We start from the raw sequence: 25552 nt of genomic DNA on the forward strand, positions 1-25552 counted from the left end.
AGTTCTTCCTGCTTGGCAATGGAGCCGGTCACCGTGGCGTCGGCGGTACCCAAACCGCTGATCGCAGCCGTGATCAGCGAGTCGGCCCTGGCGACGGCGTCGGTCTGACTGACCTGGATGGACTTCAGGTAATCGAGAACTACTTCGAGCTGGGCATCGTTCATCGGCCCATTACCGGCCAGACCCCAGGCCGGCATCGGGCTACCCGCCCGACCGTACGTGAGCCAGAACTTCACCTCGTCGCGGTCATACCGATAAAAGATGTCATTCAGCGATGGGGCCGCCCAACTGACGGTAACCCCGGACCGGGCGTCCACATAGGTCGCGACCCCACCAACGAGACCCTCGCCATGGCAGCCGGCACACTTAAACTCAGTCACGTGAAGACTGCCGCGGTGAACGGCGACGTCATCAAATTCAACCACAAACGACTCCTGCCGGTTGCGTTCGCCGAGGTAATACACCGGCAACGAAACCGCCAGAAAGGCAGAGAGAATGACCGCTACTCCGAGGACGCGATCGAGGCGACGGTTCTCAAGCTCGTCATCAGTCTTGTAAAGCGACAAGTTGGGAGCCACGGCATCCTGGCTTCGACCCCGTAACCCGTTGGCTACGAGGAACGCCAGCCACCCGATCGCAACAAGCGCGGCAACAACAATGACCATCCCGCTCATTCGGCAGCCGCCGCTGTGCAGAAAACACCCTGTGGGTATTTGACACTCTTGACCGGAGCCCGTTCCGTCGGAATGACCGAACCAGTTTTGATGATGAACTCACCTTTGGAGTCAATCTCCACGACGAACCGGTCGAGATTACGGGGGGCAGGGCCTGCTTCGTACTCGCCGATCTGATTGTATTTCGAACCGTGGCAGGGACATTCGAAGCCCTGCGAGCTCTGGCACCATGGCACCGCACAACCGAGGTGGACGCACTTCTGCCAGAGGGCGCTCAACCCGTCGGCGACGGTTAGGTCTTCGGCGAATTGAGAATTGGGAAGAACGGAGTCTGAAACCGGCACGATCCACGCCTTGGCGGCCGGCAGATAAAATGGAGTGATGGTGCCATCTGGTTGGGCAATGGCATCCTTGATGGCTTGAACTGGTCCGGCACTCACATCCGATCCGAATCCGCCACTCACCTTCGGCCAGCTAAACGCCAGCGAGGCAACGCCGAACGTACCGAGGGTCCCGAAGAACGAGGCGGCCAGTGCCCGGTTGAAGAATTGGCGACGGTTGACACCCTGCTCGGAAGCCGATAGCTCCACCACCGGATGGACCTTCTCGATGGGTTCCTCAGCGACCGCCACCGCCACCGCCACCGAAGCCACCGGGGATTCGACGGTCGGTTCGGATACTTCAGCCACCTTGGACCGTGTAAACATGGACGGAATCCGGCTCCGGTCTGCCTTGCGGGCATCCTTATCCAACTGTTCTTCCCATGAGTTCGGCCCCCGCCGATAAGCGATGACAAAGGTCGCCAAACCGCCAAGGACGAACAGGATCGAGCCCAATATGGTGAGAATCTGGGGCGCGGTCATCAGAAGTTCACCCAGTCTTTCAAGTCGTCGAAGAATATGCCATCCGCCCATGGGTAGGTGAAGTTGAACCCAGGCCCCCGGAACAAGACTCCGAAGATGGTGAGCGTGGCGGCACCCATCATGAAGAACGTGTACATGAAGATCGCGAACTTACGGTCAGATGGTTTGGTTGAAGGGTTCCGGTCAACGTAGGGGATCGCCATGAACCCGACGAGGCCGATGATGGTCGGAACCGTTACGCCCGCGATCTGCGGATCGAAATACGACAACAATTCCTGGAGACCGAGGAAGTACCACGGTGCCTTCGACGGGTTCGGGGTCGCATTGAAGTTGGCAGACTCGAGCAGTGGTGCCTGCAGAATCACCGACAACACAATGAGGACCGCGGTCACCGCCAGGAGTGCCGCAAACTCCATGATCATGAGATGCGGCCACGTGCTGACCTTATCGGTCGGCTCTGATTTGACCTGTTGAATAGCGTTCGCCTTGACGACCGTGAGCAGTCGCTGGGTCCGAACTCCCTCCGGCACGGCCTCCGGTTGAGCGAGCGGGCGAGCCGCAACCGCGGTGGCTCCTCCAGAACGACCCACCGCCGGAGGTTCGGCGGCAACACTGGCTGCTGCGGCCGGCTCGGCGACCGGAATCTCGACAACTTCGGCGACCGACTCGGTGATCTCCGCAACCGGTGCGGACTCATCGGCGGGCGGAACTGAGGCCGCCGTCGACGCAGCCGGGGCTTCTTCGCCCAACATTTCGGCCAGAACGCTGGCAGCCGAAACACCACTTGCCTTGGCTTTCGCCTCGACGGAGCGTTTAAGCAGCGACGCCGGCATCCCGGCTTTGGCGGCCGCCGCGTCATAGTCAATTTCTCCAGCTGCACCGGCATCAGGCGACGAGGCGGCTACTACCTGCGCCTGGGGCGCCGGCTCCTGGGACGGAGTCTCCGGCTCGGCGACTGGCCCCGCGGCTGGGGTAGCCGGTTCGGCGGCCGCCACCGTTTCGACCTTTGGCTGTTCGCCAATGTCCATGGGCGTTGGAGGGGCTTCCCCCGTCATTTCAGCGAGAATCTCTTCGACCGGAACGCCGAGTGCTTTGGCTTTGGCTTCGGCCGATCGCCGGAGCAAATGTTCTGGAATGTCAGACACTCATCACTCCTTACAACGGACCGGAAATTCCGCCATCTTTGCGGACCCGCCAGAAATGCACGGCCATGAAGATGACAATAATGAATGGGAAAAAGAGAACATGGAGCACGTACCATCGCAGGATGGTGTCAGCGGTTACCTCTACGGAACCCAGCAGGAGGAATTTGACCTGGCCGCCGAACACGGGCACGAATCCAGCCATGTTGGTACCGACCGTGACAGCCCAAAGTGCCAACTGGTCCCACGGCAACAGATACCCGGTGAAGGACAACAGCAGGGTCAGAAGCAAGAGGATTACCCCGACTACCCAGTTGAATTCGCGAGGCGGTTTGTATGCACCGTGATAGAACACCCGGCTCATGTGCAAGAACACCGAAAGCACCATGAAGTGAGCACCCCACCGGTGCATGTTCCTGACCAGCGAACCAAACGCCACCGACGTAGACAAAGCGGCGACATCCGAGTAGGCCGCCTCTGCGGTTGGGGCGTAATAGAACATCAGGAAGATGCCGGTAATGGTCAACAGGATGAACAGGAAGAAGCTGATCCCACCCAGGCACAGCGTGTAAGAGAGTCGCACCCCGTGGCGCTTCACCTTTACCGGGTGGAGGTGGTAGAGAACGTTGTTCATGATCACGTAAGAGCGGTTACGTGGCGTGTCCGAGTAGCCCTTCTTAAACGGTGAACCGGGCCGCAGAATCGACTCTGCCACCTGACTTCCGTGGACCTTCTCCCAGATGGAGGTGGCTTGCTCTTTGACTTTTTCGATGATTCCGTTTGCCATCAGTTCCTACATCCGTAGTCCGTAGACGTAACCGTTCTTGTAATCGCGCTGCCCGGTATCGATGTCCCAGGGAGCCAGTCCTGCTGTCTCGACTTCGGCAGATAGAGAGCCTTCGAACTTCCCAAGCGTGATGACGCCAGTCGGACACCGATCAACACAGAGCGCACAACGGGTGCACTCGTTCTCGTCGACCAGGAAAAACCCCTTGGCGCCTTCGCTCTCTCTGGGGTGGGCAACGTTGCTCCCTTCCTGGATGGCATCAAGCGACAAGTAGTGGATACATTTCCATGGGCAAATATCCACACATCCTTCACACAGGATGCACTCTGACTGGTCGATGTGGAGAAACTGCTTTGGCTTGACCTGGCCCAACAAGTAGGCGCCATCGACCACGGCCAACTGATAGTCGTCGCGGATCGGCGGAACCTCCACCCATACGTCGCGAGCCGTTGCCATCTACTTGATCGCCTTCGAAAGCGGACGCCCATATGGAGAGGAGACCTCAGCCTTCGGGCTGGGAGCGCCGAGGCCAAATCCCTGGATCTTGGAGGCAAGCAAAATACCCAACCCAAGCACAACCGCATGATATCCACCGGACACGGCGTCCTTGAGGACGGCAAAGGAAATCTCGACGTCGTTGTTGAGAACGAGCCATTTGGGGACGGTTAGGAACACCTTCTGCGTGGTCCAACCGAGCGGACCCTGGGTGAGGTTCAGCCACTCAGAGGGAATAATGCCGTAAAAGAGGACGAGTTCGTACCACGTGAGAAACGTGGCAAACCCCGCTCTGGCCCAGGTCATCGGTTTGCCGGTCACCCACACAAGGAAGGCACCGGCAATGATGAATTGCGAACCGGCCGCCGCGGTGATCTGACCGAACGTAACCGGTAACCAGCGCGGCATGTCGAGGAAGCTGTCTCTCAGGAATTCGGGCGAGACCAGTAGCTCGTTGCCGAACACAACCGCTATGGATAGACCAGCCACCGCGGCAAACAAACCAAACACCATCGCGGCGCTGCCAATCCGAGTGCGTTTCTTTTGGTCGTATACCCAGTTCATAGGCTTTTGGTCTGTTCCTCTTCGGACCCGATAGCAAGTGACGGCGAGCGAGTCCAAGCTGCGTAACTGCCATCGCAGTTCTAGCACATCGAGGTCCCGTTGCTCAATCCACAATACGCCACGAACAGGCGATCACATAACCTTTCCCGTCCACTTTGACTCACCATACGTGGGCCGGGCAGAATGCGAGCCAAGATATCGAACGCGGGCCGTCAGTCGAGTATGCTGCGCTCCGCCCACACAGTCACGGATAGCTGAAGGAGCGCCAGCTTGACCATCACCGCAGAAGAGAACCGCTCAGCAGCGGGAATCATTCGGGGAGCCGATTCGGCCGGCCGGGTGGCACTCCTTCTGGCCGGGATCTTTCTTCTCCTCGCCGGCGGCCTTCAGGTTCTTGCGACGCTGAAGCTGGCCTATCCGGACTTCTTGTCAAACACATCCTTTCTGTCGTACGGTCGCCTCCAGCCGATGGCCGATACCACCGCTCTTCTTGGTTGGCTGACGTTCTCGAACCTGGCCATCATCTACTACCTCCTGCCCCGATTGACCGGTGCCCGGCTCTGGAACGAGCCGGTGGCGGTGTTGGCGACGTTCGCCAGCGCAGCGGTAACAGTCCTGGCGGTAGTAGGGATCGGTCTCGGGTACACCGACGGGCGCCCACTCGCCGATGTTCACTTCATCGCCGATGCGGTGTTGCTCGCCACCTATCTCGTACCGCTGGCCGTGACGGCCCAAACCATCCGTCATCGAACCGAGACCTCAACGTACGTCAGCCTCTATTACGTGCTGGCAGGCCTGGTCTGGCTGATCGGAGCGACCATCGTCGGCAATATCCCCGGGGAAGCCGTGGTCGGTGGCCTGATCCAGAATGAGTTCTACACCTCGACCATCTACGCGATGTGGGCGGTAGGAATTGGCATCGGTGGCGCCTATTACATCGTTCCGAAGACGACCGGAAACCCGCTGTACAGTCGTTCGCTGGCCATGGTCGGCTTTTGGTCACTCGTCATCACCTCTCTCTGGGCCGGTTTGGCCAGCCAGATATACGGCCCGGTCGGTGACTGGGCCGAAAGCATCGGGGCAGTTTTCGCCCTCGGAATGATCATCCCGGCCGTGGCAGTACTGGCCAATCTGGTCGGGACCATGAGCGGGAAGTGGGACATGCTCCGCACCCACGCCGATGTCCAATTCGCCATCGTGGGCAGCCTGGCAGCCGTATTCGTGGCGCTCGTGGCCGGAACGCAAGGATTCCGCAGCGTGTCAGCAGTGGTGGGCCTGACGACGTTTGTTTCAGGAACCCAGTTGGCTTCGGTGTGGGGGGTCGGAACGCTGTTCGCCTGCGCGTTTGGGTACCACGCCATTCCACGGACCGCAGGACGTCGCATATTCTCGCCATCACTCGCCAGAACCCAGCTGCGACTGCTGTTGACCGGGGTCCTATTGGCTTCCGGAGCGTTATGGGCCGCAGGCCTTGCGTCTGGCTACACGTGGGTCTCAGCGGCCTATTCAGGTACCTCAGCCATCGCCGGTGACGGCTTCTCGGCTACGGCTGACGCGGTGGGCGGTCTCTATTCACTCGGACTCCTGGGAATGCTCGTGATCGCGGCCGCCGCCCTGTTGTACGTCTACAACGTCTGGCGCACGTTCACATCGGGCCAGACCACGACAAGGGAATTGCTTGTGTTCGCCGACGAGGAGGTGGCGTCGTGAGCGATGCAGCGTCCATCGCGGCGGCCACCGGAGTTCCCGAATCACTGGTGATGAGGTCGGCCCAGGCACGGGCGACGGCCACCGGGACCAGCGTCGAAGCCGTGCTCGGCGCCTGGGGTGGAGGCGAAGCGATCACTCCCACGGCAGCAGCCGCCCCGACGGCACCGGCTCCTGAGCCCCCGTTGGCAGAGACCCCACCATCGACAATCGTCCCCACCGAAGTGGCAGCCAGCGTGGCACCGCCGGAGACCGTTGCTCCAGCCCCGGTCCTGGTGGCGGCTCGCCCCGATCCCGATGCAGCTCCCCTGCTCGTAGGACGTACCGATCACCCCATCATGGCACTGGCCGTCCTGGTGATCATCTTCACTGTGAGTGCCCTGCTGGCAGTCGGAGTGCCGGCGCTTGATGCTCGCAATGCGGCCGCCGATCAAATACCAGGAACGACTCCCATACTTTCGAGTCAAGCACTGGCCGGTCGAACGGTCTACCTGCAGGAGGGCTGCATGTACTGCCACACCCAGCAGGTCCGCTCGGTCGTCACCGATGTCGGTCTCGGCCCGGTTTCTGAACCAGGGACAAGTCCGGCCGTCGGTCCCCCCACCCTCGGCTTCGTCCGGATCGGGCCCGACCTAACCCACGTCGAGACCCGCTACGAGGACGATGAGGCCAAGTTGCGAACCGTCCTGGTCGACCCGAAGAGTCTCAATCCCGACTCGTTGATGCCTAGCTTCGCGCATCTGTCACCAGATGATCTGAACGCGTTGCTCACATACCTTAAGGAATCCGAATGAGCGACCTAGCTGCGGCAGCCGCCAACATCGGCGGGCCAGAAGATCTCGTTATGCGCTCCGCCAAGGCACGAGCCGAAGCCACCGGAACCACGGTGGATGCCGTGCTGGCGGCCTGGGCTGGCGGCGGGGCCACCCCGGCAACCACAGCAGCCACTCCTGAACCTGGTTCCGCCCCTGAAGCGGCCGGGTCCGTCGTGGAAACGGCCACCCCGGAACCGGCCCCCCAAGCGGCGCCGGCGGCATCTGCGCCGATACCCGCGCCGGATGACGCACCAACTCGCATGGTGGCGGCGGCCCCGATCCCCGAGACCGTCACGATCGAAGAGTCATACGAATGGGATCAAGTCACGACCGTTCGAACCGCCGGGATCAAAGAACGCACCAGATCCGTCATACCGATATGGATGCTTGGCCTCTTCACAATCCTACCGTTGTTCGCTGTCGGATACATTACGGTCAACTCGGCCGGACCCGATTGCGGTAAAGCCGGGCAACTTGCCATCGATTTTCGCAACGAGCTCGTCAATTGCGACCTGTCTGCCTATAAGGGGGTCGGAGGCGGTGGCGGCGGCCAGACCGACTTCATCGCCAATGGCAGTGCGACATACGTAACGTGCGCCGCCTGCCACGGAGCCAACGGACAAGGTGGGGCCGGACCAGCTCTTAGTGGTGGATCCGTCTTGACCACGTTCTCGTCTTGTTCGGATCATGTGACCTGGGTCACACTCGGATCAGCCGGGTGGCAAGCCCAGTTCGGAAATACCTACGGTGACATCAGTAAGCCGGTGGCTGGCGGCATGCAAGCCTGGGGGGAGTCGCTTTCCGAAGAAGAGATTCGTTCGGTGGTGCTGTACGAGCGGGTGGCATTCGGAGGCGAGCCCCTCGATACCGCCATCGCGGATTGCGGTCTGGCAGCAGCTCCGGCGGATGGCACAACCACCACGGACTCGACGGTTCCAACCGGCGAAACGCCAACCACCACGGCCCCTTAGTCCGCTGCCGAATACGAGCTTAAATAAGTGTCGGACCCCGAAGGGTCCGACACTTTCTTAAGGAGTCAACATCCACACCACTGGGGCGGGCTGGGAGGCTTCCGATACACCTTGGGTTCTTTGAACGTGCCCAAGGGTTTCCGTAGCGCTTCAGTTGTCTCCTTTACGGGAACACCGAAGCGCTCCCGTACCCCCCTAGTATCGGTCACAACCCTGACCAGCTTGAGCCTTTTTTGGAGTTTTTCATAATGACAACGTTCGTATCTTTCCTTTCTGACTTCGGATACGAGGATGAGTTCGTAGGAGTCGTCCATGGAGTCATCGCCAAGATGAGCCCGGAAACCCGGGTCATAGACGTGAATCATTCCGTCCATCCGGGATCCGTCCGCTCAGGCGCCCTGTCGCTCATGCGAGCCATTCAGTACCTGCCAGAAGGGGTGGCGTTGGGGGTCGTCGATCCAGGAGTTGGCACCGATCGACTCCCGATCGCTGTCGAGACGGACTGGGGATACTTTGTCGGACCCGACAATGGACTTCTGTCTCCAGCGGTGGCTCTCGTGGGCGGAGCCCGGGCCGCCTATACGCTGGTGAATCCCGATTTTGTCATCCCGTCGGCCGGAGCCACCTTCGACGGCCGGGATCGGTTCGGACCGGCCGCAGCCGTGCTGGCATCCGGCGAGGCCCGCATTGAAGATCTTGGTGACGCCATCGATCCCGCCTCGCTCAAGCCCATGATCCTTCCGCTGCCGGAGGTAACTGATACCACCGTCAGTGGACACACCTGGTGGATCGATCGATTTGGGAATGTGCAAACGAATATTGGACCAGAAGACCTGGCAGAAATCGGGATCGGCTTCGGCGACACCATGACCATCAAAGTTGGACTCAACGAACGAGTGGTCCAATTGGTCGACACCTACGGCCGAGTCGAAGAGGGCACGTTGATGGCGGTGGTGGATTCGCAAGGTCTGGTGGCTCTATCCGTCCGCCAGGGACGCGCCTCGGACGAGCTCTCGATCGGGCTGGAGCGCCCGGTCACGTTCGCCAGGTCCTAAGGCGAATTCAACTGAATAATCGAAACGGCTCCCGCAACGGCGAGAATGGCTAGCAGCGCAATAATCACGAAGGTGGTGGCGGGTCGCATAGGGGGCCATGCTACCGAGCGATCCACGTAACCCCGCCGCCAGTTACCATTCGCTGGTGACTGATCACACACAGCTTGCGTCCTCCGTCGCAGCCCAAGGCGGCGTCGTCATGCTCATCGGGGCGCCCGACACCGGGAAATCGACCCTGGCCGGCGAGATCCTGCGACAGGCAGCCAGCCAGGGCAAGGTGACCGCCTATGTCGATGCCGACGTTGCTCAGTCGACGGTCGGACCTCCAGGATGTGTAGGACTGAAATGGGTCCGCAGCGTCGAGGACCTCGGGACCATTTCAGAGGCAGACGCGGTGCGCTTCGTCGGAAGTACCAATCCGGCCCGCCTGGTCCTTCAAATGGTCTTGGCGACGGCGGCGCTCGTTGAGCAAGCTCATGCCTCAGCCGACCTGGTCGTGATCGACACCACCGGAACAGTGTCGGGCGTGGTCGGCCAAACGCTGAAATACCACAAAGTCGAGACCTGCCACCCGCGACTGGTGGTCGGCCTGCAACGTGGGTCTGAACTTGACCCAATCATCGGTATGCTCCAACGGTTTTTCTCAGTCGATGTGGTAACTGCCGAAGTGCATCCCGACCTGGTACCGGTGTCACCTGATGTTCGCTCGGAAGTACGGGTTCAGCAGTTTGGCAAAGCCTTATCCCATCCCCTCGAAGCCTGGCGCATAAAGCCAACCGTATTTGCTCCGACGCTTCCGACCGGTCTCGATCTCGATCGACTGGCGGGGATGGTCGTGGGCGTCCAGGATGGTTTCGGTGCTTGCCTGGGTCTGGGTGTTCTGGAATACACCGAGGGAGTCTTACGGGTTCGGACCAACCACGGAGAAGGTATGCAGGGCCTCCGGCTCGGCTCGATGCGGATCGACCTGCATACCTACGAGACCAAGCCGGTCAATCTGCGTGAACTCATGTTCGGGCTCGCCCTGTAGACCTGGTTCAGGCTTGAGTCGCCAGCGCGGCGTGGCTCAATGTTCGTGGTCACGTGCCGATACAACCGGCATGCGCCTGGCGATAGTTCTTACTCTTACAGTCGCCTTGACGGTCGGTTTGGTAACCGCCGTGGCGGCCGCTCCCCCTCGACCCGGGCCATCCCAGGCGCCAATAGTGGCGACTGCCATCGCCGATGGGGATCTTGATGGCCAGTTTGTGGCACTGCTGAACGACGAGCGAATCGCCGGGGGGCTTAGCCCACTCGTCCCATACGACGACCTCGTAGATGACGCGATCGTCCACACGGCGGCCATGATGGCGCACGGCGACATCTACCACTCATCCGACCTTACGAATTTCACCACCGGTTGGCAGTCAATCGGCGAAAACGTTGGTTATGGGCCTAACGTCACGAAGCTCCATAAGGCATTTATGGCCTCACCAACCCACCGCGCCAACATCATGGGCGATTATGACCGGGTAGGGGTTGCGTCCGAGGTCGACCCGAACGGTCGCATCTATGTCACGGTTCTCTTTATGAAGACCCTCGGTGGGTATCAACCCAAACCAGATTTCGAGCTGATGATCGATGCCGGGGTGGCGGCGACACTCGGAGTGGGTCTGGAGCCATAGGCCTCACAACGCAAACGCCCAAGGAACCCCGACAAAACGTACTCCCGCACTTCCCCGAACGGTTGTTGATTGCCGCAGCACCTTGGGCGTTGCTTGTAACCGAATCTACGAGACATAGTTCTATGCGTCAACCCTCTTGATCCCGACGGTTAACGACGTATAACTAACGCTAACTATCACGGGCCGACCCTGTGTATGCACGCCGGGCACTCCACGAGTGAATAATCCACAGTATCCACAGGTTTCCACAGGCGCTTGTGCACAACCGGTGTGAACAAGTTTCTCAACCCTATTTTTCGCGACCCGTTTCGGTAGGCCATCCAGCCCGTATTAACGGGCGAAAACCGACTTCGATGGCGTCGTAGATCTCGGCGAGCAGCAGGCTCAATTCGGAGCTGTTGACAACTTCATTGGCGAGCCGCCCGTGGAGCACAAGTCCGCCGTCTTGTCCCACCATGTAGTGAACCCGCCAGGCCTTTCGGTTCCGCACCAGACATTGCCGGAAAACCGCTGAGTGGTCGTCGTCTGGCGCCGGTAGCACATAGGCTTCGATCTGAATCGACCGCTCACCAACCATAAACCATACGGACGTGAAATCTCTCACCGACTGACGCATCCTGATGACGAGGTAGCCATCAACCTCCTCGGAATACACAACGTCGTTTTCGGAGTCGGCCAGCCATGCCTCAACCGTCTCGGCGAGAACTGCGGCAGCTTCAGCCCTGGATACCGGCATACAACTCAAGTAGCCGATGGGCGGTCGACGCCCAGGAGAACTGCTCAGAAAACGCGATCGCTCCAGCAGATAGCTGTTGGCGGTAGTTCGCGTCGGTAAGGATCCGGGTCAACGCATCGGCATAATCGCCTGATTCCCACCCGTCGATAAGCACTCCGGAGTTGCCGTCTGAAACGACATACGGAAGGCCGCCCACCCTGGCGGCGACCACTGGCGTACCGCACGCCTCGGCTTCGGCCGCCACGAGGCCAAACGATTCGGACCTTGATGGGAACACCAGGACGTCGGCCGCCTGATAAAAGACCCCCAGCTCACGGTGGGGAACCGGGAGATAAAAATCCACCAGATGTCCCAGGCCACGATGGTCGATGTTCTCACGAAGCGCCGAAGCCTCCGCCTCCCCGTTCGGTCCGCTTGGCCCGCCGACGATGATCATCCGGGCGGCCGACAGCCCGGCCTGCACCTTCTCGAAGGCATCGAAAGCCACGTCGACTCCTTTGAGAGCCTGGATACGGCCGACAAACAGAACCAATGGATCGTCAAGCGGGAAACCCAGAGAGGTACGGGCGGCTTTCTGGTCGCCGGGTTTGAACAGTTCGTGGTCGACGCCAGGAGGTGAGGTGCAGAGCCGGGTCGGGTCGGCGCCGTAGTGAGTGAGCAAATCGTCATACTCGGCCCGAGTGGACGAAATGACGCAATCGGAACCGGCGATGACGTCATGTTCGGCGGCGATCCTCACCAGGGCGCTCGGACGTTCGTCTGGCCTGCGCGTAGCATCCTTGACTCTGGCGAGCGTATGGAAAGAGTTTGCGAGGGGAATTCCCAGAATCCGTTTGACCATCAGACCCGCCCAGCCAGACAGCCAGTAGTGGGAGTGAACGATGTCATATCTGGTACCGGTTGTTTTGGCCCATTCGCAGACTGACTCGGCAAACTCGAACACATACTCGGTGAGTTGGATAATCGGCAGGTCAAACATGGGTCCGGCCGCGATGTGGATAACCCGATAGTGATCATTGACGATGACGATGGGAGGCTGGTTGGGATCAACTGCCCTCGTGAAGACGTCGACATGGACGCCGCGCCCGGCCATGGTTCTGGCCAGTTCATCGATGTAGACATTCATGCCTCCGGCGTCGCCGCTGCCCGGTTGGACGAGTGGCGAGGTGTGCAAGCTGAGATAGGCAACGCGGTCGATCATGTCATGGCCGTCACGATGTACAAGGGTCGCGGCTCGGCACCGAGTCGGAACTTGTAGTTCTCGTCACCTTTGAGAAAATCGAATACGGTCGCGCCGTTGTCGATGGCAAGATCGATCAGGCTAGAAATGAGTACGACACCTGGCGATAGGTCGCCCCTGGCTGGGTCGAACGTACTGTTATACAAGAAATAAGCGTCTTGAGCCTGGTAGCCAAACCCACCTGCGACCATCGCATCGCGGTCATCAACGAGCGCATCAATACCCCATCCATCGAGTTCCAACAGGTCTCGGAAGTAGGCCACCATCTCATCTGTCATGAAACCACCTTTGTCACCAGGTGACTGGCGATGAAACATGACAAACTCGTCAAATCGGGGGCCAGGCAAAGATTCGCGATCGAAACGAACCTCGCCGAGTTCCGCCTCGTACCGACGGCGTTTCCGGCGGGTCTCGTGCCGCTCTTTCTTGCCGAGGCGCTCCAGATACTCTTCAAAACTATCCGGAAGCTGAAGCACGGCTGCCAACGAGTGTTCCTCGACGGTTGCCTCAAGACCGGCCGCCGCAAGTCCCTTGACCACGACATCGGCGGCCGGACGGGGCAGTGAATCGGCGACGATCCTTAGTCCCTGCGGCCGGGACCCAATAGCGCCGGCGATGAGGTCAGCAGTGCTCTCCCCCAGCGGACTGCGATAGTCGACCAAGTCGGCACTCCCCACGAACCGGATCGTGTTTCCAACCACCGATAACGGGACCAATCCCCGCTCATCACTCACAATCCACAGCTCGTCGGTTGGACCAGCTGTGTGTTTCCAAACCGTGTCGAGGAAGTCGCCGTGCGGAAAAGGTCCGAGTCGATCCGCCACAGGCGACATCAGAAATCGAGGATCAGAAAATGAACTCACACCAGTTCCACAGTCGGTTCGACATGACCTTGAGGTTCGCCCCCGCCAAGCACGATGAGGCGCTCACGTAACAGACGACGTGAAGAACCATTCAGTAGCCCGAGTTGTTCCATCGTTCCCACCAGTCCAGCTTCGATTCCTCTTATGGAACCATCCCACGATTTGATCGCTATGCCGAACTGAGACCGTAAGCCGACCCCGATAAGTCCTTCCGCGCCGACCTTGGCAGCCGCCTCAGCCACCGTCGCAGCCAACTGATCGGCTCGCGGGTTCTCACCAACCAGGGCGGGATAACGGTGCATCGCCGTCCAGATGTCCCGATACTCTGGGTGAACGGCTAGCCGGGCGAAGGCCCCTGCCAATGATCGGACGGACACCTCGTACACCGGGGCTCCGCACCCGTCGACCGCGGGATCCGAGAGATCGTGCCCAAGCGCTTCCGCCAGGCGATTCCGGATCCGGGCTTGAAGGGGATGATCGAACGAAAGGTATGACTCAGTTGGGAAACCGGCGACTACGCAGGCCTGGAGCATGGCAGCGTGCTTACCCGAGCAGCCGTGCCAGATCGGAAGGGGATGGGTCTGGCCGGCAGCGAAGTAACGCCGACCCTGGTCATCACTGGCGGGCCAGGTCGCCGGCGTGAGGAGCGACGCTTCGGTGAGACCGACCCGGGCAAGCATGCTTCTGACATAGGCGACATGAATCGGAAGTCCACCGTGGCTGGCGCAGGAGACGGCCAGGGAAGGTCCGGTCACCAACGCCCCCAGATCAAGAGCCGCCCTGGCCTGGAAGGGTTTCAGAGACGAACGACCATGGAAGACCCGATCAATGTCACCCATGGATGCAATCAACCGACCGTCAGGGGCCACCACCGCGACCGCACCGTGGTGTTCTGCTTCGACAACCCCGCTACGAATTACTCGACCGAGCAGGGTCAATCGGGGAGGTCGCCGACAACAGTCTCTCGATATCGATCGGAGATGACTTGTTGAACCGTGTCGAAGACAACCTGGATCGACCGTCGGGTCTCCGACACCTCGCGTTCGGCCTCGGTGAGAGCCGTGAGAATATCCTCGAGTTCGGCCACTTCGAGGTCATAGACATGTGTTAGGAAATCGTCCTGGAGGGCTGCGTCGATCGGACGATTCCCGTCACCGGCGAACGCCAGGTCGAACTCTCCCCGGACCCGGCCGGTCTGCCCGCCAGCGCGCTCCCCTGCCCCGAGAATTTCGGGCAGCGCTTCAATGAGGGAGCGCTTCTCGTCTCCGCGGCGGCGCGCCAACTCAAAGTTGAGCAGGTCCATGCGACCGTGCAGCATCCGGCGATAATACGAAAGCTCGCTTTCGACGTCAGCAGCCAATTGGCGCCGATCACGAAGCTCGCCAAGCTCAAGGCCCGTCAGGTTCACAACATAGGCCGGGTCGAGAATCTGATCGATTCGACGTCGTTTCTCGCTCACAATGCTCCTTATCCGCAAGTTCGTGCCAACGTAGGATAGGGGTTAACCCAGCTCCCCGCCGACGCTCGTATTCCAAAATGAAGATGAGGCGGTGTTGTCCTGGCGTTGCCGGTGTTCCCGGTGTATCCGACAAGGTCGCCAATGGCCACGGTTTGGCCGTTCGTCAGTCCCGGCGCATACCCGCTCATGTGAGCGTAATAGAAACGGACTCCATAGTCTGACACCAACCAGATGGCAGTCCCGCCGAGGCCACCAGATAACAGTTCGATGGTTCCGTTGGCGACGGCATACTGCTCCTGGCCGTACGGGGTAAACACATCCGTTCCTTTGTGGGTTCGAGCGCCACCGTCGCGGGGGAACCCCCAGTCGTTGACAAACGAGAATGGCTGGCGGACCGGGCATACAAACCCCGGCGTGGCCTCCATCGACAGACCACCGGTGGCACGGGCCACTCGTTCGGCCTCAAGTCGCCGCTGCTCGGCCTGATATTCGTTGTAGAGCCGGGCACATTCGGTGTCGAGGTCGAAGTAGGCCATCTGGGCAGCCTGCAGGGCCTGGTTGGTCTCCAGGGCGAGCTGTTCCAGCTCGGCTCGCAGGTCATCGAGCTGATCGTTGCGAGCCTGCAACTCGTCATTCAGTGCAAGAAGATCCTGAATTTGGCTTTCCAATTCGACCGCGGTGTCAAAACTGCGCTCGCTCAGGCCGGAAAGCATTTGACGGCCAGTCAAGAAGTCTGTGATGGACTGAGAACCAAGTAGCGATGACCCTTGCGTGGCCGAACCGGTCATGTAGAGCTTTACGGCCTGATCATTGACAACCTGGCGAAGACCCGACACGGCATCGGACTTATCTGCTGCTTCGGCCCGCAGCCCGAAGGTTTCCAGGGATTGTTGCTCAAGCTGATTGTTGATCTCAACGTATCGCCTGACCGCCACATCGAGCCGGGACGCTCCGTCCTCAACGACGGTCAAGGCGTGTTTTGAAGCCGCACAAGCTTCATCAACCGCTTGACGGTCAATCGAAATGGCTGGGGTGGGATCCCAGGCCGTCAGCCCGAGCACCAACGACAGCACCAGAAAAACTGATGTAGAGATTCGCACGCTCAATAGGCTAAACCCGCACCCCGACACAAAGATGGTTTTCGCGACCATTAGGCTGGCGAGTGGTGAAGACACTTATGTTTGTGGCCCTCGGTGGAGCCGTCGGCTCGGCCGGACGATACGCCATTGGAAGCTGGATGAAGGATCTCCCGGGAATCCATTGGGGAACGTTCTTCGTCAACATAACCGGTGCGTTCATCCTCGGGCTTGTGGCGTCGCTCGCCTCCAATCACCCGGAATGGGACATAGCCGCTCGCACCGGCCTAACGGTCGGGGTACTGGGTGGGTTTACGACCTTCAGCACCTGGACCGTTGAGTCGGTGGAGCTGGTTAGTCGCGGTGAGATGGCCCTCGGATTGACGAACCTGTTTGGATCATTGCTCGCCGGTGTCGCGGCTGCCGCAGCCGGATTGGCCCTCGGACGCCTCTTCTGGACGGGCTAGCACCTCTGGCCGGGGCGGCTATGCGGCCGTAACCAACAAGAAGATCGGCAGCATGATCCCGGCGGCCAGTACGGCCCCATCGAGGTCACCAAGAATCCCGGGCGGACGGTCGATCACGTACGGCTCACCGGTTCGGCACAGTCCGCCAAAACCCTTCCCGGCCAACAGCGCCAAAGCAACGGCTACCCCGACGAGGACGAACTCAACGATCGGTAGACCCCAGAGACTGGCGGCAATGACACCGGCGATGATGGCGCCAAGCGACCCAACGATGCTGGGGTCAAGGATCGCTACCCGGAAGGCAACGACCGTCGCAACCGCAGCCACGATCACCTGCACGAGGAACACTCCGAGAACGGTCGGCCCTCCAACCAATCGGGCAGCCATCATGGAGGCGGCCGCCAAGGCCGCCATCGTCGTCATCACGGTCGTGCTCGCCACCGCCGACAAATGGCGGGCCTCCTCAACGGCGACCGACCAAACGAGCGAGACGATCAACGAGACGACCATCACCAACCCGAACGCCTCAAAGCCCCTGGTATCACCGGGCGAGGCCACCACGAAGGCGGTCCCTGCCATGATCCCGATGAGAACCGGCGGAAGCTGCATAGCCATCCCACCCGAGTTGGTTTGCCGGACGATGTCGACCGCCCAGAGGCTCAGTACGAGGACCACCGCTGCCGCAAACCAGGCAACGGACAGATAGGCGTTGGCGACAGATATGAGAATGGCCGATCCGACGACGCCCACCGGAGCCAGCATGGGATTGTCGAGGATCGTGGCCGCACCGCCAGACACCGGTGGGATCACAGCTACCTCGTCGCCAGGCTTCACAGCCTCCGCGGCCGTCGCCGGCTCACCGTTGACCCAGACTTTGGCGGTGTCCAGGGCCGCCACGAAGGAAGGACCATAGGTCGACCCGGCCTGGGTCAAGAGGTCACCGACCGTATCCGCGTCGATGTCGACGCTTCCGGTCCCGGCCAGTTCTCTCAGATTGGCGAAGAGACGAAGACGTGCCACCCGCACAGGCTAATGCACGGCGGGTGACGCGCCGAATGTCTACTCGTCTGTGGTAACCGGGATCGGTGGCACCAACTCCACCGGAGGCTGCGGGTCCTGGTTCGTTTCAGTGCGGTTCAGACCAGACAGAATATTGACGCCGGTGGCGTTCTCGATCTGTTCTGTGATCTTGATCACCGAAGCCGGCAACTGCGATAACAATCCAGGGATTCCCTGACCGGAGCCGTTGCTCCCACCGTCAATGACCGACACCTTGTCGATCGACACGTTGTTGACGGTATCGACGATCTTGGCAACCAGGTCGGGAAGCATGTTGAGGACAAAGATTCGCTCAGCATCGACGCCGGCCGCCTTGTACTGCGTGACCAGTCGGTTGAACACTTCAATCTGAGCAGTACCGTCTTCGATAATCGAGGCCGCGTTACCTTTGGCTTCGAGTTCCGACGCTTCTTTCTTGGCTCTGGCCGGGGTGATGACGTCAGCTTCGAGCCGACGCCTCTGGAGTTCGATGCGGGCCTGCTCAAGTTCTTGCTCGGCGATGGCCCGGGCTTTTTCGCCGGCGACCAGCGCTTGCTGCTCCTTGACGACTGCTTCGGCTTCCAAGTCGGCCGTTCGCATACGAAGTTCGTTGCGCTGCACGATGATGGCCTCATCGGCCTGCAGTCCAGCCATTTCGGCACGCCGGCGGGACTCGGCTTCTTGCTCTTCTGCCTCGGCGCGTTGCGCGGCTTCCGAAACCCGGGCTTCTTTGAGGACCTGGGCCGTCTGCCGGCGACCGACGGACTCCAGATACCCGACCTCATCGGTGACATTCTGAATCTTGAGAACATCGAGTTCGAGGCCGAGCGTCCGCATGTCGTCGTCCGCCTCGTCGATCAAGGTCGTCGCAAACTTCAATCGATCCTCATTGACCTCTTCAGGCGTCAAGGTCGCCAGTACGCCACGCAGGTTCGCTTCGAGTGTTTCTTTGGCGATCTTGGCCACGGCTTCTATCGGCCGCCCGAGAAAGCGCTCGATGGCATTGTCGAGGATCCCTTCCTTTGAGGAGATCTTGACGTTGGCTACACCCTGGACGTTGAGCGGAATTGTTCCTTTGCAATAGGCATTGCTCACTGAAACATCGATCGCGATGGTGGAAAGATCCATCCAGTCGACCTTCTCGATGATGGGCCGTCTGACTTTTCTACCTCCGACAACCACCTTGTAGCCCTGACGGGCCCCACCTCCGGAGCCGGAAAACACCGCCACCCGGTTGGGCGGAACGACGACGACGAGGCTCGAAATTACGGCCGCGATGATTATGAAACCAACAACAACCAGCCCTGCACTAATGACCCATGGCAACATGGTATTTCACCTTTCTCTATGCGATCTATTCGTTGGCGAGCGAATCGAGGCGCGCAATAAGCGCCGTACCTGACTCATCAACTTCGACGACCACTACCTGGTCGCCTACTGAAAGCTCTCCGCCCTTGTTGCTGAACAACTGGGCAGTCATCTGCGTCGGCTTGCCCGATACCAACAGGGTCACTTTGCCGCGCTGGTCGATGGCCACCGGCACGGTAACCCGGGCCGCCTGGCCCTGAAGGTCGACGCGCCGTACCTCCGAATTTGTCTCGTTTCCTTTGATCCAGGCCATGGCGAATGACGACGCAAATGAAAACCCGAGACCACCGACGATCGCCATGATGAGGTGAATCGGGAACGCCAGTCCAGACCACCACCCCACCAGTCCGGCGGTGCCGAAGCCAGCCAGGGCAAACAGGACAGACCGTACCGAGAGCATGCCCGAGAAGGCTGCTCCCACCACCCCACCGGCACCTGAGACGTCCAGACCGGTCTCCAGATCGGTATCAACATCCAGGTCAACATCCACGTCCAAGTCAACATCCAGGTCGAGGTCAAGATCAAGGTCAAGATCCGTGTCGAAGTCGAAATCTGTGTCGCCCCCAAGGAACGCCATCATGAGTACGAGCGGAATACCCACGATCGCACAGAACAGGTACAAGCCGAACACAGTTCTTCTCCTTTCGATATCAACTGCCAGGGTCGGCCTTCGGTTCCTTTTTTCGACCCGACACCGCCACCCACAGGGCATCTCCGATCCACACGAACACCGCCGCCACCAGCGGAGACAAGAGGAGGACCGCCACCAGCGGGCCCCGGCCAAGATCGCCGATTCGGCCGAGCGGCCACACGGTGGCCACGACGGCCGCGATGAGCATCGGCAACCCTCTGGCGGCAATCCGACCCGGCCGGTTGGCCGGTATGGCACTCCCCCACCCGGCGGCCAGACCGGCGGCGGCGAATCCAGATGCTCCCACGCCGAGCAATGCAGCTCCGATCGCAACGCCCACAACGGTGCCGGCGACCGTCCGAGGGAACGATCGAGACTCAGTCGATCCATAGGCAGCACCGGCGACGGCAACTCCGACGGTGACCGGACCGGCGATCCAGAGACCGTAACGGATCACTTCGCCTGCCGATCCACCAATGGCCAGTTCCCGTTTGAAGACCCACACCCCCGATGCGACGATAAGTGCCAGCAGCCCGACCAAACCCACCAATAGAGCGGCAAAAAACGCCGCTACATACGCCCATACCAGCGCTGGCCGCAGCGCTTTAATGACTGTTCGGTGGTTGATAGGTCGGAAGAAGAGCTGCCTATCGGTCATTCACTCACAAACGATCTCGGAAAAAGTCGATCGTCCGTTGCCAGGCAACAAGGGAAGCTGCCTCGTCATAGACCTCCGGGCGATCGTCGTTGAAGAATGCATGGTCGGTTCCCTCATAGAAGTGGAACTTGACATCCTTGCCAAGACCAATGAGATGCTGTTCCAGATTACGGGCGCCCTCCTGGGTTGCCCAGCCGTCGTTTTCGGCATAGTGGCCCAGATAGCCGGCATTCGAGGCGGCGTATTCGGGTTGCATCGAGTCCCAGGGAATTGCTCCGTAGAACGGAACACACGCAACGACCTCCGGTTTGAGCGTCGAGAGCCAAAGCACCAGGCCACCACCCATACAAAAACCAACCGCCCCGATCCGATCGCTCGTCGTGGAATCGTGCCCAACCAGGAAGTCAACCGCTCCCATCATGTGGGTAGCGGCCCTTTCGAGTTCCATGTTCATCATGATCTTCCCGGCTTCATCCGGTTCGGTTGTCTCCTGGCCGTCGTAGAGGTCGGGGGCCAGGGCCACAAACCCGGCGGCCGCGAATCGGTCGGCGACATCCTTGATGTGCGGGACCAGGCCCCACCATTCCTGGATGACAACCACCCCGGGCCCCAAACCGCTTGGCGGAACCGCCAGGTACCCACTCGCCTTCGACCCATTCGACGCAAACTCAACCATCTGACCCATGGCCACCTCCTCCTGACCCAGCCTAGGTGACCGGTTCTTGCGACGACCGGTCACGGAAGCGAATTGGCAAAAGCCCGAACGTTGAGATCCCGTTCATCGACGCGACCGTCGGCGTTTACATTCCTGACACAATCCACAACCAGAGTTCTCCCAAGCACAGTCCTCCTCCGGCCTGCGTTGACGATGGGGTTCGCTTCTGGCGGACCCCATCGTTTATGTGGCGCACGCTCCAAATAGCTCAGGGACCGAACAGATCAAGGGTCACGGCCTTAACCAGACCGGCATCATCAACGAAGAAGTCGACTGTCCACCATTCAAGGCAACTCGTTGCCGTAGTGGGCTGAATGCTCACCCGCCGATACCCTTCGAATCCTTGCGGGGCCGGAACCGGCGGACCGGCACACCGAGCATGGGAGCCGATCGTTATCTCGATCGGCCGCTTGGCGACGTCGAGAATCGAGAAGGGCCCGGCGTAACCGTCGTATTCCGACTCGTCGATGACCCAGGTAGCCGGATCAGCGAGTTCATTACGGCCGAAAGACGCCGCGACCACATCGCTCAGACCGAGGATGACCTCATCACCAAACGAAATGGCCGCCACCGTATCGGCGGATGGATTCTCGACCAAAGACATGAACCCCTCAGCGAGTGCGGAGTCGGCAGCTGTCGGCACCACACTGTTAGCGGGATCGTCAAGGACCAGTCGGTCGCCATCGAATTGCGCATCTATCACGAACGGAAGGTCCGTCCATCGAATGCCTTGCGCCTCCCTCAACTCGGGATCGAGCGAACCGGGATTGGCAATGACAACCCATGCCCCGCCGCATTGAGGCGGGAACGATTCCATCAGCAATTCACAAAGCCGGGTACTGGCCCCGTCGTCGAGGAGGAACCCACTCACACGGACCAAGCGAGCCCCTTCTCCGTCAAACAGGGAAGACACTTGGACCGCGCTGTCAATCATCGTGCTTGATGTCACCGCGGTCACAGTGGGGGCGGTCGCAGTCGATGTCGAAGGAGGTGCGGCATCGTCCGACAGCCACGGTGCGTCGTCGACCCGAACCCTGAACTCGACCACCCGCTCGGGCACCGGGGGATCGTCGAACGGCCGAAAGTACTCCATCCGCAGGACCTCGGCTCCGAACCCCACCCCTTTGAACACGAATACTTCGGTGCCGGCCGCTCCGACAAGATCCGCATCAGCACCTTCAAAGCTGTGGCTCACCAACTCCAGGATGCCCGGATCGGGTTCCCCGGTGACTTCCCACGAATACCCCGTACTCGGGTTTGACTCGAGGACCACCTGAAACTGGTCTCCCGACCCGACTCGAACTTCCGAACCGCTGTCGGCGGCCGTGAAGCTTAAGGTATTCACATCGTCACCGCAGCCAGACAGCACCAACACCTGCGCCAAAACACATAGGACAAGACGTTTCATCTCAAAAGCATCGCCCTCGGCCACTCAGGCCGCCACGTACCAAAGTCACTTCGAGCCCGATGCCGGTAGGGTGCCAACTCATGTTTGCCACCTATATCCGACAAACCGCCCAGAGCGCCGACGCCGCCTCTGACGCCTATCGCAGGGATAGACCAGGCGACGCCAACCGGCTCATGGTGGTCGTCGCCATCACTTCTGCCCTGGCCCTCACCATCATCAACTTCTTCGCCAAAGACCCGACCTGGGTTCCCGGCTTCCTGGCGAGTTTCGGGTTGAATTCGGAACCCGCCTGGCGTTGGCTCTCGTCAGCCGAGACGGGGCAACTCGCCCGGTTGACCGTTTGGACGGTGGTGCAACTGTTCGCCTACGTCGGCCTACCGATCTTGGTCATCAAGCTGATCCTCCGGAAACGTATTCGTGATTTCGGGATTGCCTGGCATGGCCTCTCAGCCTATTGGAAGCCATATGTAGTGCTGTTCGCCATCTCCGTTCCTATCGTCATCTGGGCTTCCTACTCACCGGCCTTCCTTGCCAAGTATCCGTTCTACGACCTGCTTCCCGGTGAAGGACTCTGGCCGAATATGTGGGTCTGGTGGGTCATGTACGCCGCCCAATTCGTGGCGCTCGAGTTCTTCTTCAGAGGGTTCATGATCCACGGACTCAAGTGGCGACTGGGCTACGCGGCCATCTTCATGATGGTCATTCCCTACAACATGATCCACTTCACCAAGCCGCTCGCCGAGGCGACCGGGGCAATCCTCGGAGGCGTAACCTTGGGTACGCTATCTCTGCGAACCAATTCGGTGTGGTGGGGTGCCGCCCTCCACATCGCGATTGCAGCGACCATGGATATCGCTGCCCTGACGCACCAAGGAGTGTTGTGGCACTGAATCTGCCAAGACCGGAACCACAGACAGTCTGGCCACGCCGACTCATGGAGGCCACCTTGACGGGTGTTGTCGGTGGCGGCCTGGCGTGGGTGGTTGGCTGGCTCCTCGGCATTCCTGTTCCGGCGGCCATTGCCGGGGCGGTCAATGGAGCGATTTCGGGTTGGAGATGGATGTACGACTGGAAAGGCCGCGGAGTTGTCGCCTTCGTCCTCGATAGCACCTGGGGTTTGCTCGGCACGACGGCCGGGCTTGTGTTGAACCTCGCGAACTTGCCCCGGGCATCGTCCGGTTACCGATTCGACCTGACGTACCGACAGAACCATCAGGTGTACTCGGCGGGGATCAGCCTCAAACGTGGATACGCCCTGACCCTTGGCAACGTCATCTCGGGGGCGGCCGGTTCGATCGATTTCGACGACCTGGAAACCTCGGCAAGTCGGCGCCAATTCATCAAGAGGCACGAGGCGCTCCATGTCTGGCAGAACCGGTGGTTCGGACCCTTCTATCAGATCGGCTACGCCGGCTGGCTTGTTGGGGCCGGCGCCATCGGGGTAGTGGTGGCCCTGGTGCGGCGGCGGGAGTTTTGGTCGACCGTAGAAACCTTCGCCTATTTCGACAATCCGTTCGAGTACTGGGCCTACCGGAACGACAAATACTGGCCGCCCCGCGACGCACACCAGTCCTTCGTTTGGAGAGCCTCGTCGAAGGTCCACATCGAATGACAAATCAAAACATGGGAGCGAAGTTGAACGAACCGGTGCCATCCAGATCCCCGAAATCGCAGAGGCGTTCGAGCCGCTGACCCCGCGGGGCATCGCCGACCAGAACCATGAACCTGTTTTCAACTCTCACCAGCAATCTTGACCTCGAGGCCGCCTTCCTCGACACACCCTCGGCCACGTGGACCTTCGGCGAGGTGCTCGATCTATCCGCCCGAATGGCCGGTTCCTTGCGCGCGGCGGGCGTCGAACCGGGAGATCGAGTCGTGGTCGTGCTCCCGAAGTCGGCCCATGCAGTGGCCATCTACCTTGCCTGCTTGCGGATCGGTGCCATCTACGTGCCATTGAACCCGGCCTATACCGCGACCGAAATCTCCTTTTTCATCTCGGATGCCGGTCCACGAGTCGTGGTCGCCGAGAACGAACTTCCCGATGCGCCAACGTTGACCATGGGGCCGACCGGAGTCGGATCCCTGCTCGGTGTTCGAGAAGTGTTCGTCGGAAGGGTCGAACGCACCGATGCAGATGTGGCGGCCATCTTGTACACATCGGGAACCACCGGTCGATCAAAAGGGGCGATGCTGACACATGGATGCCTCAGCGACAACGCCCTAACCCTCTTTGATATCTGGCGTTGGCAACCAGACGACGTACTACTCCACGCTCTCCCGATTTTTCATGTCCACGGACTGTTCGTGGCACTCCACTGCGCTCTGCTTGGCGGGTCGCGAGTCATATTCATGGAACAGTTCGACGTAGCCGAAGTCCGTGATCGTCTCTCGATGGCCACCGTCATGATGGGTGTACCGACCTTCTACGCCAGGCTGCTGTCAGACCCGGAGTTCGGACCCGATGATTGCACCAACATGCGCGTTTTCATTTCGGGCTCGGCGCCACTCGCCGAACACGTCTTTGCTGAGTTCGGCCGCCGGACCGGGCACACGATCCTCGAACGCTACGGAATGACCGAGGCCGGGATGATCTGCTCGAATCCATACGACGGACCCCGCCAAGCCGGGACAGTGGGATTCCCGTTACCCGGCTACGTCGCAAGGGTGACCGACGAATCCGACCATCCAGTTCCGGTCGGTCAAGTCGGGGTATTGCAGATTCTGGGTCCCAGCTTATTCGCCGGGTACTGGCAGCTGCCGGACAAGACCGCCGAGTCATACACAGCCGACAAGTACTTCCGGACCGGCGACCTCGCCAGGATGGATGACGCAGGGAGGGTGACCCTGCTCGGTCGATCGCACGACCTGATCATCACCGGCGGATTCAATGTCTATCCAAAAGAAATCGAACGAATCCTCAATGAAGTCGCCGGCGTGTCGGAGACGGCGGTTGTGGGACATCCTGATGACGACCTGGGCGAAATCCCGGTGGCGTATGTGGTCGGCGACGCCGAAGAAGCCTCATTGCGCCGTCACGCCGCTTCGCATCTGGCGCGCTACAAACAGCCACGTAGATATGTGTTTGTGGACGCACTCCCTCGCAACGCCATGGGGAAGGTTCAAAAATCAGGCCTCCGTCCCGGCTGATCCCGGTTA

The 25552-nt window shown here is 60.2% G+C and carries 28 protein-coding genes; 10 read left to right on the top strand and 18 right to left on the bottom strand.

Annotation, left to right across the window (positions count from 1 at the left end; genetic code table 11):
* The 6 genes from JJE47_05340 to JJE47_05365 all read right to left on the bottom strand — a co-directional run.
* The coding region (locus JJE47_05340) for a hypothetical protein (protein ID MBK5266840.1) at positions 1 to 665 on the bottom strand (665 nt) is incomplete at its 3' end.
* Positions 666 to 670: 5 nt separating this feature from the next.
* Complete coding sequence (locus tag JJE47_05345; GenBank protein MBK5266841.1) at positions 671 to 1381, bottom strand: Rieske 2Fe-2S domain-containing protein; 711 nt, start codon at positions 1379 to 1381, stop codon at positions 671 to 673.
* A 155-nt stretch (positions 1382 to 1536) separates the two neighbouring features.
* A complete protein-coding gene (locus JJE47_05350) occupies positions 1537 to 2370 on the bottom strand; it encodes a hypothetical protein (protein ID MBK5266842.1) in 834 nt (277 codons plus the stop codon).
* 322 nt (positions 2371 to 2692) lie between these two features.
* Positions 2693 to 3466 (bottom strand): cytochrome b N-terminal domain-containing protein, encoded by a 774-nt coding sequence (locus JJE47_05355; protein MBK5266843.1) that lies wholly within the window; start codon positions 3464 to 3466, stop codon positions 2693 to 2695.
* 6 nt (positions 3467 to 3472) lie between these two features.
* Positions 3473 to 3922, bottom strand: coding sequence for a 4Fe-4S binding protein (locus JJE47_05360; GenBank protein MBK5266844.1), 450 nt, complete (start codon positions 3920 to 3922; stop codon positions 3473 to 3475).
* On the bottom strand, positions 3923 to 4525 hold the full coding sequence (locus JJE47_05365) for a hypothetical protein (GenBank protein MBK5266845.1): 603 nt from the start codon (positions 4523 to 4525) through the stop codon (positions 3923 to 3925).
* Positions 4526 to 4795: 270 nt separating this feature from the next.
* Between JJE47_05365 and JJE47_05370 the strand changes: the two genes are divergently transcribed.
* From JJE47_05370 to JJE47_05395, 6 genes are all read left to right on the top strand, one after another.
* The gene (locus JJE47_05370) at positions 4796 to 6235 is read left to right on the top strand and encodes a cbb3-type cytochrome c oxidase subunit I (protein MBK5266846.1); all 1440 of its coding nucleotides are present in this window, start codon (positions 4796 to 4798) and stop codon (positions 6233 to 6235) included.
* A complete protein-coding gene (locus JJE47_05375) occupies positions 6232 to 7026 on the top strand; it encodes a cbb3-type cytochrome c oxidase subunit II (GenBank protein ID MBK5266847.1) in 795 nt (264 codons plus the stop codon). The genes JJE47_05370 and JJE47_05375 overlap by 4 nt, the downstream gene beginning before the upstream one ends.
* Entirely contained in the window at positions 7023 to 8018 is a 996-nt protein-coding gene (locus JJE47_05380; GenBank protein MBK5266848.1) for a c-type cytochrome, read from the top strand. Before JJE47_05375 ends, JJE47_05380 begins: the two co-directional genes overlap by 4 nt.
* Positions 8019 to 8266: 248 nt before the next feature.
* Positions 8267 to 9073, top strand: coding sequence for an SAM-dependent chlorinase/fluorinase (locus JJE47_05385; GenBank protein MBK5266849.1), 807 nt, complete (start codon positions 8267 to 8269; stop codon positions 9071 to 9073).
* 145 nt (positions 9074 to 9218) lie between these two features.
* Positions 9219 to 10103, top strand: coding sequence for a hypothetical protein (locus JJE47_05390; protein MBK5266850.1), 885 nt, complete (start codon positions 9219 to 9221; stop codon positions 10101 to 10103).
* Positions 10104 to 10209: 106 nt separating this feature from the next.
* The gene (locus tag JJE47_05395) at positions 10210 to 10737 is read left to right on the top strand and encodes a CAP domain-containing protein (protein MBK5266851.1); all 528 of its coding nucleotides are present in this window, start codon (positions 10210 to 10212) and stop codon (positions 10735 to 10737) included.
* A 289-nt stretch (positions 10738 to 11026) separates the two neighbouring features.
* Here the strand turns inward: JJE47_05395 and JJE47_05400 are convergent, their stop codons facing one another.
* Genes JJE47_05400 through JJE47_05425 form a run of 6 tightly spaced genes read right to left on the bottom strand, consistent with a single transcriptional unit; the run spans position 11027 to position 16135 of the window.
* Positions 11027 to 11473 (bottom strand): YbjN domain-containing protein, encoded by a 447-nt coding sequence (locus JJE47_05400; protein MBK5266852.1) that lies wholly within the window; start codon positions 11471 to 11473, stop codon positions 11027 to 11029.
* Positions 11454 to 12674: a glycosyltransferase gene (locus JJE47_05405; protein MBK5266853.1), complete on the bottom strand. Its 1221-nt coding sequence runs from the start codon at positions 12672 to 12674 to the stop codon at positions 11454 to 11456. The genes JJE47_05400 and JJE47_05405 overlap by 20 nt, the downstream gene beginning before the upstream one ends.
* Complete coding sequence (locus JJE47_05410) at positions 12671 to 13546, bottom strand: GNAT family N-acetyltransferase (GenBank protein MBK5266854.1); 876 nt, start codon at positions 13544 to 13546, stop codon at positions 12671 to 12673. The genes JJE47_05405 and JJE47_05410 overlap by 4 nt, the downstream gene beginning before the upstream one ends.
* A 26-nt stretch (positions 13547 to 13572) precedes the next feature.
* A complete protein-coding gene (locus tag JJE47_05415; GenBank protein ID MBK5266855.1) occupies positions 13573 to 14514 on the bottom strand; it encodes an asparaginase in 942 nt (313 codons plus the stop codon).
* Positions 14511 to 15035, bottom strand: a complete 525-nt coding sequence (locus tag JJE47_05420; GenBank protein ID MBK5266856.1) for a hypothetical protein — start codon at positions 15033 to 15035, stop codon at positions 14511 to 14513. Before JJE47_05420 ends, JJE47_05415 begins: the two co-directional genes overlap by 4 nt.
* A gap of 8 nt (positions 15036 to 15043) precedes the next feature.
* Positions 15044 to 16135, bottom strand: a complete 1092-nt coding sequence (locus JJE47_05425) for a peptidoglycan DD-metalloendopeptidase family protein (GenBank protein ID MBK5266857.1) — start codon at positions 16133 to 16135, stop codon at positions 15044 to 15046.
* A 65-nt stretch (positions 16136 to 16200) separates the two neighbouring features.
* Between JJE47_05425 and JJE47_05430 the strand changes: the two genes are divergently transcribed.
* Positions 16201 to 16578 (top strand): CrcB family protein, encoded by a 378-nt coding sequence (locus tag JJE47_05430; GenBank protein MBK5266858.1) that lies wholly within the window; start codon positions 16201 to 16203, stop codon positions 16576 to 16578.
* Between the two features lie 18 nt (positions 16579 to 16596).
* On the opposite strand, the gene JJE47_05435 is transcribed toward JJE47_05430, so the two are convergent.
* From JJE47_05435 to JJE47_05460, 6 genes are all read right to left on the bottom strand, one after another.
* Complete coding sequence (locus tag JJE47_05435) at positions 16597 to 17598, bottom strand: MoaD/ThiS family protein (GenBank protein ID MBK5266859.1); 1002 nt, start codon at positions 17596 to 17598, stop codon at positions 16597 to 16599.
* A 39-nt stretch (positions 17599 to 17637) separates the two neighbouring features.
* Entirely contained in the window at positions 17638 to 18945 is a 1308-nt protein-coding gene (locus JJE47_05440) for a flotillin family protein (GenBank protein ID MBK5266860.1), read from the bottom strand.
* Positions 18946 to 18970: 25 nt separating this feature from the next.
* Positions 18971 to 19615 (bottom strand): hypothetical protein, encoded by a 645-nt coding sequence (locus JJE47_05445; GenBank protein ID MBK5266861.1) that lies wholly within the window; start codon positions 19613 to 19615, stop codon positions 18971 to 18973.
* A 19-nt stretch (positions 19616 to 19634) separates the two neighbouring features.
* Positions 19635 to 20273 carry a hypothetical protein gene (locus JJE47_05450; protein ID MBK5266862.1) on the bottom strand — a complete coding sequence of 213 codons (639 nt, stop codon included), beginning with the start codon at positions 20271 to 20273 and terminating at the stop codon, positions 19635 to 19637.
* 4 nt (positions 20274 to 20277) lie between these two features.
* Complete coding sequence (locus tag JJE47_05455) at positions 20278 to 20958, bottom strand: dienelactone hydrolase family protein (GenBank protein MBK5266863.1); 681 nt, start codon at positions 20956 to 20958, stop codon at positions 20278 to 20280.
* Between the two features lie 238 nt (positions 20959 to 21196).
* Positions 21197 to 22396 (bottom strand): protease inhibitor I42 family protein, encoded by a 1200-nt coding sequence (locus tag JJE47_05460; protein ID MBK5266864.1) that lies wholly within the window; start codon positions 22394 to 22396, stop codon positions 21197 to 21199.
* An 80-nt stretch (positions 22397 to 22476) separates the two neighbouring features.
* Here JJE47_05460 and JJE47_05465 point away from each other — a divergent pair, with 80 nt between their 5' ends.
* The 3 genes from JJE47_05465 to JJE47_05475 all read left to right on the top strand — a co-directional run bounded on the left by JJE47_05465 (position 22477) and on the right by JJE47_05475 (position 25543).
* Positions 22477 to 23286, top strand: coding sequence for a CPBP family intramembrane metalloprotease (locus JJE47_05465; GenBank protein ID MBK5266865.1), 810 nt, complete (start codon positions 22477 to 22479; stop codon positions 23284 to 23286).
* 56 nt (positions 23287 to 23342) lie between these two features.
* Positions 23343 to 24008, top strand: coding sequence for a hypothetical protein (locus JJE47_05470; GenBank protein MBK5266866.1), 666 nt, complete (start codon positions 23343 to 23345; stop codon positions 24006 to 24008).
* A 107-nt stretch (positions 24009 to 24115) separates the two neighbouring features.
* Positions 24116 to 25543, top strand: coding sequence for an AMP-binding protein (locus JJE47_05475; protein MBK5266867.1), 1428 nt, complete (start codon positions 24116 to 24118; stop codon positions 25541 to 25543).
* Positions 25544 to 25552: the final 9 nt, after the last annotated feature.

It is taken from the genome of Acidimicrobiia bacterium (genome assembly GCA_016650365.1).
GTDB lineage: Bacteria > Actinomycetota > Acidimicrobiia > Spongiisociales > JAENVV01 > JAENVV01.

Bases quoted from the DNA above. Each gene is read 5' to 3' on its own strand.
- JJE47_05345 (MBK5266841.1), bottom strand. From the start codon at position 1,381: ATGTTTACACGGTCCAAGGTGGCTGAAGTATCCGAACCGACCGTCGAA.
- JJE47_05350 (MBK5266842.1), bottom strand. From the start codon at position 2,370: ATGCCGGCGTCGCTGCTTAAACGCTCCGTCGAGGCGAAAGCCAAGGCA.
- JJE47_05355 (MBK5266843.1), bottom strand. From the start codon at position 3,466: ATGGCAAACGGAATCATCGAAAAAGTCAAAGAGCAAGCCACCTCCATC.
- JJE47_05360 (MBK5266844.1), bottom strand. From the start codon at position 3,922: ATGGCAACGGCTCGCGACGTATGGGTGGAGGTTCCGCCGATCCGCGAC.
- JJE47_05365 (MBK5266845.1), bottom strand. From the start codon at position 4,525: ATGAACTGGGTATACGACCAAAAGAAACGCACTCGGATTGGCAGCGCC.
- JJE47_05380 (MBK5266848.1), top strand. From the start codon at position 7,023: ATGAGCGACCTAGCTGCGGCAGCCGCCAACATCGGCGGGCCAGAAGAT.
- JJE47_05385 (MBK5266849.1), top strand. From the start codon at position 8,267: ATGACAACGTTCGTATCTTTCCTTTCTGACTTCGGATACGAGGATGAG.
- JJE47_05400 (MBK5266852.1), bottom strand. From the start codon at position 11,473: ATGCCGGTATCCAGGGCTGAAGCTGCCGCAGTTCTCGCCGAGACGGTT.
- JJE47_05405 (MBK5266853.1), bottom strand. From the start codon at position 12,674: ATGATCGACCGCGTTGCCTATCTCAGCTTGCACACCTCGCCACTCGTC.
- JJE47_05410 (MBK5266854.1), bottom strand. From the start codon at position 13,546: ATGTCGCCTGTGGCGGATCGACTCGGACCTTTTCCGCACGGCGACTTC.
- JJE47_05440 (MBK5266860.1), bottom strand. From the start codon at position 18,945: ATGTTGCCATGGGTCATTAGTGCAGGGCTGGTTGTTGTTGGTTTCATA.
- JJE47_05450 (MBK5266862.1), bottom strand. From the start codon at position 20,273: ATGACCGATAGGCAGCTCTTCTTCCGACCTATCAACCACCGAACAGTC.
- JJE47_05455 (MBK5266863.1), bottom strand. From the start codon at position 20,958: ATGGGTCAGATGGTTGAGTTTGCGTCGAATGGGTCGAAGGCGAGTGGG.
- JJE47_05460 (MBK5266864.1), bottom strand. From the start codon at position 22,396: ATGAAACGTCTTGTCCTATGTGTTTTGGCGCAGGTGTTGGTGCTGTCT.
- JJE47_05465 (MBK5266865.1), top strand. From the start codon at position 22,477: ATGTTTGCCACCTATATCCGACAAACCGCCCAGAGCGCCGACGCCGCC.
- JJE47_05475 (MBK5266867.1), top strand. From the start codon at position 24,116: ATGAACCTGTTTTCAACTCTCACCAGCAATCTTGACCTCGAGGCCGCC.